The following is a 15,213-nucleotide window of genomic DNA, read 5'->3' on the forward strand; positions in this document are numbered from 1 at the left end:
TTCAGATGAGCCAGAACGTATACCAGTTTATCGACCTGCAGCGTGTTGATCCGCCAAAGAAACCGCTGAAGATCCGCAAAATTGAATTTGTTGAAATCTACGAGCCGTTTTCAGAAGGCCAGGCCAAGGCACAGGCAGACCGCTGCCTGTCCTGCGGTAACCCTTACTGCGAATGGAAATGTCCGGTACACAACTACATCCCGAACTGGCTGAAGCTGGCCAACGAAGGGCGTATTTTTGAAGCCGCCGAGCTGTCTCACCAGACCAACACCCTGCCGGAAGTGTGCGGCCGCGTGTGCCCTCAGGACCGTCTGTGCGAAGGTTCCTGTACGCTGAACGACGAGTTCGGCGCGGTGACCATCGGCAACATCGAGCGCTATATTAACGATAAAGCGTTCGAGATGGGCTGGCGTCCGGATATGACCGGCGTGAAGCAAACCGACAAGCGCGTGGCAATCATCGGTGCGGGCCCGGCGGGCCTGGCCTGTGCGGACGTGCTGACCCGCAACGGCGTGAAGGCGGTGGTCTTTGACCGCCATCCGGAAATCGGCGGTCTGCTGACCTTCGGTATCCCGGCCTTCAAGCTGGAAAAAGAGGTCATGACCCGTCGCCGTGAAATCTTCACCGGCATGGGCATTGAGTTCAAACTGAACGTGGAAGTGGGCCGCGACGTGCAGCTCGACGACCTGCTGAAGGATTACGACGCCGTGTTCCTCGGCGTGGGCACCTATCAGTCCATGCGCGCCGGTCTGGAGAACGAAGATGCGCCAGGCGTGTACGACGCGCTGCCGTTCCTGATTGCCAACACCAAGCAGATCATGGGCTACGGCGAAACCGCCGATGAGCCGTTCGTCAGCATGGAAGGCAAACGCGTGGTGGTGCTGGGCGGCGGTGATACCGCGATGGACTGCGTGCGTACCTCCATTCGTCAGAATGCGGCACACGTGATCTGCGCCTATCGTCGTGACGAAGAGAACATGCCGGGCTCTAAACGCGAAGTGAAAAACGCGCGTGAAGAGGGCGTGGAGTTCCAGTTCAACATCCAGCCTCTGGGTATTGAAGTGAATGCCAACGGTAAAGTGAGCGGCGTGAAGATGGCGCGCACTGAGATGGGCGCACCGGATGCGAAAGGCCGTCGTCGCGCCGAGATCGTAGCCGGTTCTGAGCACGTGATCCCGGCCGATGCCGTAGTGATGGCGTTCGGCTTCCGTCCTCACAGCATGGAATGGCTGGCGAAGCACAGCGTTGAGCTGGATTCGCAGGGTCGCGTGATTGCGCCAGAAGGCAGCGACAACGCATTCCAGACCAGCAACCCTAAAATCTTCGCCGGTGGCGATATCGTTCGCGGTTCTGACCTGGTGGTAACGGCGATTGCCGAAGGTCGTAAAGCGGCTGACGGGATCCTGAACTACCTGGAAGTGTAAAAAAAACAGGCCCGATTGGGCCTGTTTTTTATTTCACGACGCGAAGAGCCGGACGACCACCGCGCGGAGGCGGATCGTCATCAGGGTCATTGTCGTCGTGATGATCGGGTTTATCACCATCGATAAGTGACATCACCGTGTCGCTTTCGCGCTCATCGGATGCGTTGTCATCATTCAGGCTGGCAACCTCTTCATCATACGCCGCTTCCGGCTCGAACATGGTACCCGCACCGTTTTCACGCGCGTAGATAGCCAGCACGGCTGCCAGAGGTACGGAAACCTGACGCGGCACGCCGCCGAAACGCGCGTTGAAGCGCACTTCATCGTTTGCCAGCTCCAGGTTACCCACCGCGCGCGGGGCGATGTTCAGTACGATCTGTCCGTCACGTGCGTATTCCATTGGAACCAGCACGCCCGGCAACGTCACATCCACAACCAGGTGCGGCGTGAGCTGGTTATCCAGCAGCCATTCATAGAAGGCGCGCAGCAGATACGGACGGCGTGGGGTAAGTTGTGACATTTCCACAGTCATTAGCCTCGGCCGAGACGCATTTCACGTTCCGGTTCAGTTAAAGATGCCAGGAAAGAGTCGCGCTCAAAGACGCGAGTCATATAGCCTTTCAGCTCTTTTGCGCCAGGACCGCTGAACTCTACGCCCAGGGTTGGCAGACGCCACAGCAGCGGTGCCAGGTAGCAATCCACCAGGCTGAACTCATCGCTCAGGAAGAATGGTTTCTGACCAAACACAGGAGCGATCGCCAGCAGCTCTTCACGCAGTTGTTTACGTGCAGCGTCAGCTTCAGAAGCAGAACCGCTGGTAATCACGTTCATCAGCGAGTACCAGTCTTTTTCGATACGCTGCATGTACAGGCGGCTTTCACCACGCGCGACAGGGTAAACAGGCATCAGTGGCGGATGAGGGAAACGCTCATCCAGATATTCCATAATGATACGGGATTCCCACAGGGTCAGCTCGCGATCCACCAGCGTCGGTACGCTTTGGCTCGGGTTGAGATCGATCAGATCCTGAGGCGGGTTATCCTTTTCCACATGCTCGATCTCAAAACTGACACCCTTCTCGGCCAGCACGATACGAACCTGATGGCTATAAATGTCAGTAGGACCAGAAAACAGCGTCATTACCGAACGTTTGTTGGCAGCGACAGCCATGAAAACCTCCAGGTATATTCAGAATTTTTACTGCTACCAGCCCAACAGGGGCCAGCCAGATGTTGTATCGCCCATCCCAGAGAAAACACATTGTTCAAGAAACGAACAAAAATCGAGTATTCACCGATATTTGGGCAGAAAATTGGATGATAGTTTACCAGATTTTGATGGCTTTGTGGTGAGGGGATTCTGGAAATGTGGAAAAAGAGAAGATATATGCATGGATATTGTGGATAACCTGCGCATTATCCATAAAAAAACCCGCCGAAGCGGGTTTTTCGCCAATCGTTCTGCGTAAGCAGAATGGATTAACGTTTGGAGAACTGTGGACGACGACGTGCTTTACGCAGACCCACTTTCTTACGTTCAACCTGACGCGCGTCACGAGTAACGAAGCCAGCTTTACGCAGTTCAGAACGCAGGGATTCGTCGTACTCCATCAGAGCGCGGGTGATACCGTGACGGATCGCACCTGCCTGACCGGAGATACCACCACCTTTAACGGTGATGTACAGATCCAGTTTTTCTACCATGTCAACCAGTTCCAGCGGCTGGCGAACTACCATGCGGGCAGTTTCGCGACCGAAGTATTGTTCCAGAGAACGCTGGTTGATTACGATTTTACCACTGCCCGGTTTGATGAAAACGCGAGCTGCGGAACTTTTGCGGCGACCAGTGCCGTAGTATTGATTTTCAGCCATTGCCTATAATCCCGATTAGATGTCAAGAACTTGCGGTTGCTGTGCCGCGTGGTTGTGCTCGTTGCCTGCGTAAACTTTCAGTTTACGGAACATAGCACGACCCAGCGGGCCTTTTGGCAGCATGCCTTTAACCGCGATTTCAATCACACGCTCAGGACGGCGGGCAATCATCTCTTCAAAGGTCGCTTCTTTGATACCACCGATGTGGCCAGTGTGGTGATAGTACACTTTGTCAGTACGCTTGTTGCCGGTTACAGCAACTTTATCAGCGTTCAGAACGATGATGTAATCACCGGTATCAACGTGCGGAGTGTATTCCGCTTTATGCTTACCGCGCAGGCGACGAGCCAGTTCAGTAGCCAGACGGCCCAGAGTTTTACCGGTCGCGTCAACAACATACCAGTCGCGCTGTACGGTTTCTGGTTTAGCTGTAAAAGTTTTCATTAAAAGCTTACCCAAATAATAAGTTACACGTTGGTGAACACCCAAACGTTTAGTCAGTTGAGGTTCACACGACAAAGTCCGGCAAACCTACCCCTTCGAATAGCACATGCCGACACATAGAAAGTTTCGGGAAAAAAACCTTCTCGTAACGTGGGGTCGCAAGATTATAGAGAAGTTGAGGTCAAAGATCGACCCTTAAATGTGATTTGGAATGGGTTTTTCGGGGGGGTGTATTGTGCGGTCTGGTGCCCTCACCCCCAGCCCCTCTCCCACAGGGAGAGGGTGGCATTTGTTACGGCATATGCTCCAGCTTCAGGTATTCCTCACTCTGCATCTCCTGCAGGCGCGACAGGCAGCGCTGGAACTCAAATTTCAGCCGCTCTCCCTGGTAAATCTCATATAAAGGTACCTCGGCGCTGACCACCAGCTTGACGTGGCGCTCATAAAACTCATCCACCAGCGCAATGAAGCGCCGTGCTTCGCTCTCCATCAGCCGCGTCATCACCGGCACGTCCAGCACCATCACGGTGTGGAACAGACGCGAAAGCGCAATGTAGTCGTGCTGGCTGCGGGCATCCACGCAGAGCGTCGTAAAGGAGACCGCCAGCGTTTGGTTTTCGACGCCAAGCGTGGGCAGCGGTCGATGGTTAATCTCGAGTTCCGGGGCGTGCTCGCGTTTTGCCCCCGCCAGCGCCAGCCAGAGTGTATCCATCTCGCGGGTGGTCTCTGCATTTAACGGCGAGAGCCACAGGTGCGCCTGGGTCAGCGTGCGCAGACGATAATCGACACCGGCATCGACGTTCATGATGTCGCAGTGCTGCTTGATGGCATCGATGGCGGGCAGGAAGCGTGCCCGCTGCAGGCCGTTACGATAGAGCTCATCCGGCGGGATATTCGACGTGGCCACCAGCGTGATCCCGCGGGCAAATAGCGCTTTCATCAGGCCGCCTAGCAGCATGGCATCGGTGATGTCAGACACAAAAAACTCGTCGAAGCAGAGCACGTCCGTTTCAGCTTTGAACCTGTCGGCCACAATCTCCAGCGGATCGCTTTTGCCCTGCAGTGCGGTCAGCTCTTCATGCACCCGCAGCATAAAACGATGGAAGTGCAGACGCTGCTTACGTGCGCCAGGCAGGCTCATGTAAAACAGGTCCATCAGCCAGGTTTTTCCGCGACCGACCCCGCCCCACATATATAAACCGCGTACCGGCGCGTGAGCCTGTGGCGCTTTTTTACCGAGCAACCGCCCAAATGCCGCCTTTAGCCCACCGTTCTGTTCGACTTCAGCGGGTTTTGCCGTGAGCTCCTGATAAACCATCTCCAGACGGTTTACCGCCTCACGTTGAACGTCATCAGGCTGATGAGTGCCCTCGTTAAGGGCCAGTTGATATCGCGATGCAGGGGACAGGTTTTGCATAATCTTATTGTTATTCCTTCAATTAACGCTCACCAGCAGACGTGACTGATGAAAAAAAGGCCGTTCTACACTACGCGATGATACGTCAGGATTCCACTTCTGCAGAAATAGCGGTTATAGTGGCATTATCAGGCACAGGCAGGAGCCGAGCCAACACCCTACGGAACAACAAGACAACGGGAGAAGTTCATGACCTGGGAATATGCGCTAATCGGTTTAGTCGTCGGCATCGTCATTGGTGCTGTGGCCATGCGTTTCGGTAATCGCAAATTGCGTCAGCAGCAGTCACTGCAGTACGAACTGGAAAAGAACAAAGCCGAGCTGGAAGAGTATCGTGAAGAGCTGGTCAGCCATTTTGCCCGCAGCGCCGAGCTGCTGGACAACATGGCAACCGACTATCGTCAGCTGTATCAACATATGGCAAAAAGCTCCAGCAGCCTGCTGCCGGAAATGACCGCGGAAACCAACCCATTCCGCAACCGTCTGGCTGACTCTGAAGCTGGTAACGATCAGGCGCCCGTTCAGATGCCTCGCGACTATTCCGATGGCGCGTCCGGCCTGTTGCGCGGCGGTGTAAAACGCGATTAATCGCACAACCTGAATTTATTTTACGGGCGCAGCGATTGCGCCCGTCCTTTCCTGATGACCCCAGCTATCATTTAGTTAAACACCTCATTGTTCAGCGGTTTAAAATTCAATAACATCAACGTGTTTTTAGGGCCGTTTTTCCTTTATTCCAGGTTACGAGAGTCAACATCGATGAAGAAAAAAAACCAGCTGTTGAGCGCTATCGCGTTAAGTGTCGGGTTATCTCTCTCGGCGTCCGTCCCTGTATTTGCCGCCATACCTTCCCAGGTGCCTGGCCAGGCGGCCATTCCAAGCCTCGCGCCCATGCTGGAAAAAGTGTTGCCTGCGGTCGTCAGCGTTCAGGTTGAGGGCACCGCGGTACAAAGCCAACGCGTCCCTGAAGAACTGAAAAAATATTTCGGCGATGAGTCTCCCGACCAGCAGGCGCAGCCTTTTGAAGGCCTGGGCTCTGGCGTCATTATTGATGCGGCAAAAGGCTATATCCTGACCAACAATCACGTCATCAGCCAGGCCGATAAAATCAGCGTCCAGCTTAACGATGGCCGTGAATTTGATGCCAAACTGATCGGCGGCGATGACCAGAGCGACATCGCGCTGCTGCAGGTACAAAACCCAAGCAACCTGACCCAGATTGCCATCGCGGATTCCGACAAACTGCGCGTCGGCGATTTTGCCGTCGCCGTAGGCAACCCCTTTGGCTTAGGGCAGACCGCAACTTCCGGGATCGTCTCGGCGCTGGGACGCAGCGGCCTCAACCTGGAAGGGCTGGAAAACTTTATCCAGACCGATGCATCAATCAACCGTGGTAACTCCGGCGGAGCATTGCTTAACCTTAACGGCGAGCTGATTGGGATTAACACGGCTATTCTGGCCCCGGGCGGCGGCAGCATCGGGATCGGTTTTGCTATCCCCAGCAATATGGCCAAAACCCTGGCGCAGCAGCTGATCCAGTTCGGTGAAATCAAACGCGGGCTGCTGGGTATTAAAGGTATGGAGATGAGCGCGGATATCGCAAAAGCGTTCAATATCAACGTACAGCGCGGGGCGTTTGTCAGTGAAGTGCTGCCAAACTCCGGCTCGGCAAAAGCGGGCGTGAAATCAGGGGATGTGATCGTCAGCCTGAACGACAAACCGTTGAACAGCTTTGCAGAACTGCGTTCACGGATTGCCACGACGGAACCTGGCGCCAAAGTGAAGCTGGGCCTGATACGTGACGGCAAGCCGCTTGACGTTGAGGTGACGCTGGATAAGAGCACCTCTTCCTCGGCCAGCGCGGAGCTTATCGCCCCGGCGCTACAGGGGGCTACGTTGAGCGACGGGCAGCTGAAGGACGGTACGAAAGGCATTAGCATCGATACCGTTGAGAAGAGCAGCCCTGCCGCACAGGCCGGATTGCATCAGGATGACGTGATTATCGGTGTCAACCGCAACCGCGTGCAGTCTATTGCCGAACTGCGCAAGGTGCTGGAAAGCAAACCAGCGGTTATTGCCCTGCAGGTCATGCGTGGCAATGAGTCCATCTATATTCTGTTGCGCTAAGCATTTGCGACCCGGACATCACCGCTGCGTGTGATGTCCGGATAACTCATGTTATGCTGCAAATCGTTCCTTTTTTAACGACACGCGCATCATGCTTTTAAAGCTCTTACGTTCTACTGTCATCGGTTTGATTGTCGCTGGCCTGCTGCTGCTGGCGCTGCCGTCTTTACGTCAGTTCAATAAACTGTCGGCTCCCCAGTTCGATAGCACGGATGAAACGCCGGCCACCTATAACCAGGCCGTTCGCCGTGCCGCACCTGCCGTGGTTAACGTCTATAACCGAGGCCTGAATACCTCAGCCCATAACCAGCTGGAGATCCGCACCCTGGGCTCCGGGGTAATTATGGACGAGCGCGGCTACATTATTACCAACAAGCACGTGATTAACGATGCCGACCAGATCATCGTCGCTCTGCAGGATGGCCGCGTGTTTGAGGCGTTACTCGTTGGTTCTGACAGCCTGACCGACCTGGCAGTTCTGAAAATTAACGCCACGGGCGGTTTGCCGGTCATCCCGATCAACCGTAAACGTACCCCGCATATTGGTGACGTCGTACTGGCTATCGGTAACCCTTACAACCTGGGCCAGACCATCACCCAGGGGATAATCAGCGCGACCGGTCGTATCGGTTTGAACCCCTCCGGGCGGCAGAACTTCCTGCAAACCGATGCCTCCATCAACCACGGTAACTCCGGCGGGGCGCTGGTCAACTCGCTGGGCGAGCTGATGGGTATCAATACCCTCTCGTTCGATAAAAGTAACGACGGTGAGACGCCGGAAGGGATCGGCTTTGCCATTCCGTTCCAGCTGGCGACCAAAATTATGGATAAACTGATCCGCGACGGACGCGTGATCCGCGGCTATATCGGTATCGGCGGGCGCGAAATTGCACCGATGCATACCCAGGGCGGCGGTATCGATCAGATTCAGGGCATCGTGGTTAACGAGGTGGCACCGGGTGGTCCGGCGGCTAACGCGGGGATTCAGGTAAACGATGTGATTGTTTCGGTCAACGGCACGCCAGCGGTTTCTGCGCTGGAGACGATGGATCAGGTGGCAGAAATTCGCCCGGGTTCTATCATCCCTGTTGAGGTCATGCGCAACGATAAGAAACTGACGCTGCACGTGACGATTCAGGAATACCCGGCCACTAACTGACAGGCATAAAAAAACGGAGCGATAAGCTCCGTTTTTTTTACCGGGAGACGGTTCGTATTACTTGTTAACGAACTCTTCGCCCAGGGTGATATCTTTCTTCAGCGTATCCAGCATGCCTTCCATCGCGTGTTGTTCAAACGCGCTCAGCGTACCAATGGATTTACGCTCTTCGATACCGTTTTTACCCAGCAGCAGCGGTTGGGAGAAGAAGCGAGCGTGTTCGCCATCGCCTTCAACGTAAGCGCATTCAACAACGCCTTTCTCGCCCTGCAGAGCGCGAACCAGTGACAGACCAAAACGCGCAGCCGCCTGGCCCATAGACAGGGTTGCAGAACCGCCACCCGCCTTCGCTTCCACCACTTCGGTGCCCGCGTTCTGGATACGTTTAGTCAGGTCAGCCACTTCCTGCTCGGTGAAGCTCACGCCTGGGATCTGCGACAGCAGAGGCAGGATGGTGACGCCAGAGTGACCGCCAATTACCGGTACTTCCACTTCTGTTGGCTGCTTGCCTTTCAGCTCAGCAACAAAGGTGTTGGAACGGATGATATCCAGCGTGGTTACGCCGAACAGTTTGTTTTTGTCGTAAACACCCGCTTTCTTCAGCACTTCTGCCGCGATAGCCACGGTGGTGTTCACCGGGTTAGTGATGATGCCGATGCATGCTTTCGGGCAGATTTCTGCAATCTGTTGCACCAGGTTTTTCACGATGCCCGCGTTGACGTTGAACAGGTCTGAACGATCCATGCCTGGCTTACGCGCCACGCCTGCAGAAATCAGCACCACGTCGGCACCCTGCAGCGCAGGACGTGCATCTTCACCGGAGAAGCCTTTGATTTTTACAGCAGTCGGGATGTGGCTCAGGTCAACCGCCACACCTGGGGTTACCGGAGCAATATCGTACAGGGAGAGTTCTGAGCCTGAAGGCAGTTGGGTTTTCAGTAGTAGGGCAAGCGCCTGGCCGATACCACCAGCAGCGCCGAGGACTGCGACTTTCATCCTAAACTCCTTATTATGGTTAACTTAAGTATCTGTAAATCCGTTGCGGCGACCATAATTCAGCAAGTAAATAATTACAATTTTCGTAGCTAAAGAATTTGAGGTCACGCGACTTTATCTCTCACCAGAAGACTATCTGACGACAGAGGGCAACGCATTAAGAGGTGGTTACAATACACCCTGCCCCGCCACCAAAACAACATCATTTTGATAACATTTAATTTACTTTTAAGCTTATTTGCGTGGCGTGACCCAGGCATGTTTTCTGATAACGAAATCTGATAAAATCACTCCCTTTCATAACATTATTTCAGCCTGGCGCTGAGTAGATAATTTGCATAAAAATTCATCCACATGCATAATAATGTTGTTTCTATCGTCATATTCCGGGTGACTTATGCGAAGCTCGTCTAAGCAAGAAGAATTAGTAAAGGCCTTTAAGGCGCTACTCAAAGAAGAGAAATTCAGTTCTCAGGGAGAAATTGTTCAGGCGCTGCAGGAACAAGGCTTCGATAACATCAACCAGTCGAAAGTCTCCCGCATGTTAACGAAATTTGGCGCGGTGCGTACGCGTAACGCCAAGATGGAGATGGTCTATTGCCTGCCGGCAGAACTTGGCGTGCCGACCACCTCCAGCCCGCTCAAAAATCTGGTTCTGGATATCGATCATAACGACGCCGTCGTGGTGATCCACACAAGCCCGGGTGCCGCGCAGCTGATTGCCCGCATGCTGGACTCGCTGGGTAAAACGGAAGGTATCCTCGGGACTATCGCCGGTGATGACACCATTTTTACCACACCGGCTAGCGGTTTCTCCGTGAAAGATCTCCACGAAGCCATTCTGGTACTGTTCGAACAGGAACTCTAATCCCCTCTCCCCGTAGCGCCGCTGCGGGGATCGTTCTGTTTCCGCTGCGTTTCTCACTCTTTTCCTCTGCCCTTCACTTTGACAAATAGTGCTTTTTACCACCTATTAACATTCATCTGGTGAATGCTAAATCAAAAAATCGCACAAAAAATCAAAATATGATATCCATATGATTTTATTAGATATAACCAACAAAAATGAACAAAAAACGTTCAATATTATGCAATTTGGTTATAAAAAAAAGGCTGGTTAACACGTAATAACAAGAGAAACCATTAGTCTGGTATTAATTTTTGCCGTTATTAGTGTATACTTGATTTTGTGATGAGGGTCACGAAACAAGACCCCACGAAAAAATTCGACGAGGTAAGAATCATGAAAATCAAATCAACTGTAGCGGCGCTCAGCGTCCTGTCCGTCTTGTCATTCGGTGCTTTCGCAGCAGACTCTATCAATGCTGACCAGGCGCAATCCCGCCAGGCCATCGGTACGGTTTCTGTCGGCGCGGTCGGCACATCGCCAATGGACATGCATGAGATGCTGAACAAAAAAGCGGAAGAACAGGGTGCGTCATCCTATCGCATCATCGAAGCGCGTTCTGGTGACCACTGGCACGCCACCGCTGAGCTGTACAAATAAGTTTTAGTAATAACTGAAGACGAAAATCTCCACTCAACGGCACCAGGCATAAAAATAGCTGTTCAACCCTTCTCGCCGTTGAGTAAAAACCCTATTCAGGAGTAAAGACTATGAAAACCAAATTGATCATCGCAACCCTCGGTATGGCATCCGTTCTCTCTTTCGGCGCAAGCGCAGCCGTACAGCAGGTAAATGCCGACCAGGCACAAAATCTACAGCGTATGGGCAGCATCTCCGTAACGTCTGTCACCGGTTCACCGATGGATATTCGTCACGAACTTGCCGCCAAAGCTGAAAAAGCAGGCGCCAGCAGCTATCGCGTCACCGAACTGAATCAGGGTGACCACTGGCATGCAACGGCAGAGCTGTATAAATAAACCCTCGTCGTATCTCATCATACGACTTGCCCCTGGCCTCATGGTCAGGGGCTTTTTTCATTCAATGCCGCGCGTTAAAGCGCAGCTGCCCTTCAAGCTCTTCTTCCGCTTCATCGAACAGCAATATCAGCGCGCCAAAACGTCTTCGCAGCTTATCGGGCAAATGGATGAACTCAATTTCCAGCGGTAGCGGCAACTGACTGCCGGTGACCACGTCCCACAGCGTATCCAGATTCGTCACGCTTTCTCGTTCAAGATCAAACGCCCGGATAAATTCACGGTAGAAGTCTTCCTGACTGTCGATCTCGTCAAAATCAAACGTATAGGTTTTCATTGCCAGCCACCCAGTCCAGGCGAGCGGCAGATGCCGCCCTGTCTATTATAATCCCCCAATATGCAGGGTTTTAACTTCCAGATACTCTTCCAGCCCCAGCACGGAGCCCTCTCGTCCAAGGCCTGACTCTTTTACGCCGCCAAAGGGGCCGAGCTCCGTGGAGACGGCGCACTCGTTGATGCCGATCATCCCGCTTTCGATGGCCTGTGAAACGCGGAAGACCCGTGAGAGATTTTGGGTGTAGAAGTAAGCCGCCAGCCCATAAGGGGTGTTGTTGGCGCGCTGGATGACTTCATCTTCCGAGGTGAAACGGAAGCACGCCGCCACCGGGCCAAACGTCTCTTCTTCTGCCAGCTTCATGCCCTCATGGCAGTCGCCCAGTACGGTTGGCATCCAGAAATTCCCGCCAAGCGGATGAGGCTTACCCCCTGCCAGGATGGTCGCACCCCGGGCAACGGCATCGTCGACATGCTCACGCACCTTGTTGACCGCAGAAGGTTCAATCAGCGGCCCGACGACCACCCCCTCCTCAAGACCATTACCCACCTTCAGCGCATTCACCGCATCGGCGAGTTTATTCACAAATTTGTCGTAGACGGTTTCCTGAATATAAAAACGGTTCACGCTGACGCAGACCTGCCCGGCATTGCGGAACTTGTTGGCGATCGCACCCTTAACCGCGGCGTCGATATCCGCATCCTCAAAAACGATATACGGGGCATTTCCCCCCAGCTCCATCGAGACTTTTTTCATGGTTTCTGCGGCGTTACGCACCAGCGTTTTGCCGACGGAGGTTGAGCCGGTAAAGGAGATTTTACGTACGTCGCGGCTTGCCATAATCGCATCGCTGATTTCATGCGTATTCCCGGCTACGGCGTTGAGAACACCGTCGGGCACTCCGGCCTGTTTCGCCAGCGTAAGCAGCGCAAAGGCGCTGAGCGGCGTGTTATTGGCCGGTTTAATGACCCCGGTACATCCTGCTGCCAGCGCCGGGCCTAACTTGCGGGTGAGCATGGCCATCGGGAAGTTCCACGGCGTAATCGCTGCGACCACACCAATGGGTTCACGGGTCGCCAGAATGCGTGAGCCGGGTTTTATCGGCGGAATAATTTCACCGTTCGCGCGTTTGGCCTCTTCGGCAAACCACTGGATAAAGCTGGCGGCGTACTCGACTTCTCCCTCCGCTTCTTTCAGGGGTTTGCCCTGTTCGGTGGTCATCAACCGCCCGAGCCAGCTTTTATTCTCAATAATCAGTTCGTACCAGCGGTAGAGAATCGCCGAGCGTTCTTTCGCGGTTTTGGCACGCCATGCCGGGAAGGCCTGGGTAGCCGCTGCGATAGCGTCTTCGGTCTGTGCTTTACCCGCTTTTGCGACTTTAGCAATGACCTCGCCGGTCGCGGGATTCAGCACATCAAAGGTTGTATCCAGCGTTTTCCAGATTCCGTTGACCAGATAACCGGTCTGAAAAAGGATGTGGTCCTGAAGCGCCTGGGTCGTCATGTGTTCTCCCTTTCTGAAATGTAAGAACGTGCTGGAATAAGTATAGCCACAAAAAAACCGACGCTTTTGGCATCGGTTTTTTACTTCAGTCAGTTATCCGTGAGGGCATTCTGGTAGCGATGCAGCATAAACACCAACCGTCCTACCGGCTCGGTCACCTGAGGCGGCGCCTCCCAGTGCTTGAGCTTTTCCTGATAGATATCGAGCTCTTCAAGCAGCTGCGTAAAGTAGCGGCGCCGTTTGTCATCGCTGCTGGCAGAAAGCACGTGATCGGCGGTACGACGCAGCTGGCGGTGGTATGCCGACAGATCGTCGTTGATCGGCACGGGCGCGTTACGCAAACGCTGGTGCGCAATGATCATGGTTAACGCCAGGCGGAACTTCGCGATATCGCCCGGGAACTTGTTCAGCAGCAAAAACAGCTGCTGGTACAGCGCGGGGAGGTGGTTCTCTTTACGGCGCGCGGTATTGGTTGTCAAAGATGACACGGCAGCCGACACGAACTGGTTCAGCAGCACGCGGCCCGTTCTTGCCTGCGAGTTATCACGCACCAGCAGTATCACCATCATGGCCAGGAAGCAGCCCACCAGCTGGCCTAACGCGCTGTCGAGGAACTGGCTGAAATGGAAGGTCATCGGGTTATCGAGCACGATGATGTTAATCGTACTCGCCAGCGCCCCCAGCGATCCCAGACGCCGCTTTTGCACTTCAATGCCGATAAAGAACGCCATTACCGCCAGGCTAATACAGAGCAGCAGCATGCTCTGTTGCGTCGACGGGATGATGACCAGGAAATAGAGCGCGCCTATCGGCAACGCGGCAATCGTGCCGTAAAGGAAATCAATGGCGACCATACGCGGATTAGGCAGACGCATCGCCAGTGCGGTCACAACGGCAATCATCACCATCGCGCCGCTGCCGGACGTCCAGCCCGTCCACAGCCAGAACAGCGTGCCGAGCATGCAGGCAAGCGTCGTACGCCAGAAATTGACCATGGCGTGATGGCGCTCGGCGGATTCCGCCTTGATCACCACTTCCCCCTGCAGCACCTCTTCTTCCGCCGCGCTGATTTTGGTGTTACCAATCACGCCGCGCTTCAGCAGCAGATAGCGCGTCGCGGCGCCGACCCAGGTGTAGATGGTCACCGGCGTGTCGCGCTCCCCGGTCCAGGCAATCACCCGGCGCATGCGCTTAAGCTGCTTATGCACGTCCTGTACGGTTTCCACCGGCTCGGCAAACAGTTCGCGGAACGTATCGGTGACTGCTTCCGGCCGGGTGTTCTGAATCAAATAGGTTTCACAGGCCTGGGTAATCAGCGTCAGAGAGACGGTGTTGAGGGCTTTAAGACGTCGATTCGCGCGGGCCCAGCGCGAGGACTCCATGTTAAGGTTGCTGCGCATACCTTCCAGCGCCTGCGTACGGCGTACCAGCCCGCTCCAGGCTTTATCCACCTCTTCGCTGTCGCCGTGCTTAATGCACAGCTGCATCAGCTGATACTGGGCAACGATCAGCGCGTCGAGCTCACGGTCGACTTCCTGCTTGATGGAGCGCGGAGAGAAAAGCAGATCAGCGACGATCGCGCTGACAATACCAATCACAATTTCGCTGCATCGCTCCACCGCAAACTGCGGTGCCAGCAGCGGTTCGCTTTGGATAGTGATGATAATAATCAGCGCGGTATAGCCCGCCAGTCCCCAGGCGTAGGAGTTTTCCACTTTCACCAGAGACGAGATCCAGGTGCAGAACCCCGCCCAGATGCAGCAGACCATCAGCATCAGCAGCGGGGTGCGGATCATGAGAATAATAATGGTCAGCGCCGCGAAACAGCCGATAAACGTCCCGATGATACGCAGCATCCCGCGATAGCGGATCGCGCCTGAATAGGGTTCCCCACCCGCGGCAAAGGCCGGGCCCGCCGCGACAATCGCGGCCGTCAGCACTGCCCAGCGAGGGGTTTCAAGCTGGAAGTGAAAGCCAACAAACAGCGCCAGCACGATGGCGCACGCCAGCTTCACGGCGAAGCGAATGTGCTGGCTGGCGATGGAAAAGATACCCAT

16 protein-coding genes are annotated in these 15,213 nt (G+C 54.5%); 7 read left to right on the forward strand and 9 right to left on the reverse strand.

Features of this window, described 5'->3' with window-relative positions:
• Positions 1-5 precede the first annotated feature (5 nt).
• A complete protein-coding gene (gene gltD / locus ACMWLG_RS14035) occupies positions 6-1,424 on the forward strand; it encodes a glutamate synthase subunit GltD (protein ID WP_045403578.1) in 1,419 nt (472 codons plus the stop codon).
• Positions 1,425-1,452: 28 nt separating this feature from the next.
• Here gltD and sspB read toward each other — a convergent pair whose 3' ends face one another.
• The 5 genes from sspB to zapE all read right to left on the reverse strand — a co-directional run bounded on the left by sspB (position 1,453) and on the right by zapE (position 5,156).
• Positions 1,453-1,950, reverse strand: coding sequence for a ClpXP protease specificity-enhancing factor (gene sspB / locus ACMWLG_RS14040; protein WP_045355426.1), 498 nt, complete (start codon positions 1,948-1,950; stop codon positions 1,453-1,455).
• 5 nt (positions 1,951-1,955) lie between these two features.
• Entirely contained in the window at positions 1,956-2,594 is a 639-nt protein-coding gene (sspA, locus tag ACMWLG_RS14045) for a stringent starvation protein SspA (RefSeq protein WP_014885418.1), read from the reverse strand.
• A 308-nt stretch (positions 2,595-2,902) separates the two neighbouring features.
• Entirely contained in the window at positions 2,903-3,295 is a 393-nt protein-coding gene (rpsI, locus tag ACMWLG_RS14050) for a 30S ribosomal protein S9 (RefSeq protein WP_003860436.1), read from the reverse strand.
• Positions 3,296-3,310: 15 nt separating this feature from the next.
• Positions 3,311-3,739: a 50S ribosomal protein L13 gene (gene rplM / locus ACMWLG_RS14055; RefSeq protein WP_006178824.1), complete on the reverse strand. Its 429-nt coding sequence runs from the start codon at positions 3,737-3,739 to the stop codon at positions 3,311-3,313.
• A gap of 292 nt (positions 3,740-4,031) precedes the next feature.
• A complete protein-coding gene (gene zapE, locus ACMWLG_RS14060) occupies positions 4,032-5,156 on the reverse strand; it encodes a cell division protein ZapE (RefSeq protein ID WP_045403581.1) in 1,125 nt (374 codons plus the stop codon).
• Positions 5,157-5,345: 189 nt separating this feature from the next.
• On the opposite strand from zapE, the gene zapG reads away from it, so the two are divergent.
• From zapG to degS, 3 genes are all read left to right on the forward strand, one after another.
• Positions 5,346-5,744 (forward strand): Z-ring associated protein ZapG, encoded by a 399-nt coding sequence (gene zapG / locus ACMWLG_RS14065; RefSeq protein WP_008502832.1) that lies wholly within the window; start codon positions 5,346-5,348, stop codon positions 5,742-5,744.
• A 171-nt stretch (positions 5,745-5,915) separates the two neighbouring features.
• On the forward strand, positions 5,916-7,283 hold the full coding sequence (degQ, locus tag ACMWLG_RS14070) for a serine endoprotease DegQ (protein ID WP_023309385.1): 1,368 nt from the start codon (positions 5,916-5,918) through the stop codon (positions 7,281-7,283).
• A 91-nt stretch (positions 7,284-7,374) separates the two neighbouring features.
• A complete protein-coding gene (gene degS / locus ACMWLG_RS14075) occupies positions 7,375-8,442 on the forward strand; it encodes an outer membrane-stress sensor serine endopeptidase DegS (protein WP_023309386.1) in 1,068 nt (355 codons plus the stop codon).
• Positions 8,443-8,499: 57 nt separating this feature from the next.
• Here the strand turns inward: degS and mdh are convergent, their stop codons facing one another.
• Positions 8,500-9,438: a malate dehydrogenase gene (gene mdh, locus ACMWLG_RS14080; protein WP_023309387.1), complete on the reverse strand. Its 939-nt coding sequence runs from the start codon at positions 9,436-9,438 to the stop codon at positions 8,500-8,502.
• A gap of 397 nt (positions 9,439-9,835) precedes the next feature.
• Between mdh and argR the strand changes: the two genes are divergently transcribed.
• From argR to yhcN (ACMWLG_RS14095), 3 genes are all read left to right on the forward strand, one after another.
• Complete coding sequence (argR, locus tag ACMWLG_RS14085) at positions 9,836-10,306, forward strand: transcriptional regulator ArgR (protein ID WP_023309388.1); 471 nt, start codon at positions 9,836-9,838, stop codon at positions 10,304-10,306.
• Between the two features lie 375 nt (positions 10,307-10,681).
• Positions 10,682-10,945: a peroxide/acid stress response protein YhcN gene (gene yhcN, locus ACMWLG_RS14090; protein ID WP_023309389.1), complete on the forward strand. Its 264-nt coding sequence runs from the start codon at positions 10,682-10,684 to the stop codon at positions 10,943-10,945.
• A 110-nt stretch (positions 10,946-11,055) separates the two neighbouring features.
• Positions 11,056-11,322 carry a peroxide/acid stress response protein YhcN gene (gene yhcN / locus ACMWLG_RS14095; RefSeq protein WP_023309390.1) on the forward strand — a complete coding sequence of 89 codons (267 nt, stop codon included), beginning with the start codon at positions 11,056-11,058 and terminating at the stop codon, positions 11,320-11,322.
• Positions 11,323-11,383: 61 nt separating this feature from the next.
• Here the strand turns inward: yhcN (ACMWLG_RS14095) and ACMWLG_RS14100 are convergent, their stop codons facing one another.
• The 3 genes from ACMWLG_RS14100 to aaeB all read right to left on the reverse strand — a co-directional run bounded on the left by ACMWLG_RS14100 (position 11,384) and on the right by aaeB (position 15,213).
• Positions 11,384-11,656, reverse strand: coding sequence for a barstar family protein (locus tag ACMWLG_RS14100; protein ID WP_023309391.1), 273 nt, complete (start codon positions 11,654-11,656; stop codon positions 11,384-11,386).
• Between the two features lie 45 nt (positions 11,657-11,701).
• Positions 11,702-13,156: an NAD-dependent succinate-semialdehyde dehydrogenase gene (locus ACMWLG_RS14105; RefSeq protein WP_045403584.1), complete on the reverse strand. Its 1,455-nt coding sequence runs from the start codon at positions 13,154-13,156 to the stop codon at positions 11,702-11,704.
• Positions 13,157-13,245: 89 nt separating this feature from the next.
• Complete coding sequence (gene aaeB / locus ACMWLG_RS14110; RefSeq protein ID WP_045355383.1) at positions 13,246-15,213, reverse strand: p-hydroxybenzoic acid efflux pump subunit AaeB; 1,968 nt, start codon at positions 15,211-15,213, stop codon at positions 13,246-13,248.

The organism is Enterobacter sp. 01-M-02-SI-ECC, assembly GCF_047530595.1.
GTDB classification, from domain to species: Bacteria; Pseudomonadota; Gammaproteobacteria; order Enterobacterales; family Enterobacteriaceae; genus Enterobacter; species Enterobacter cloacae_M.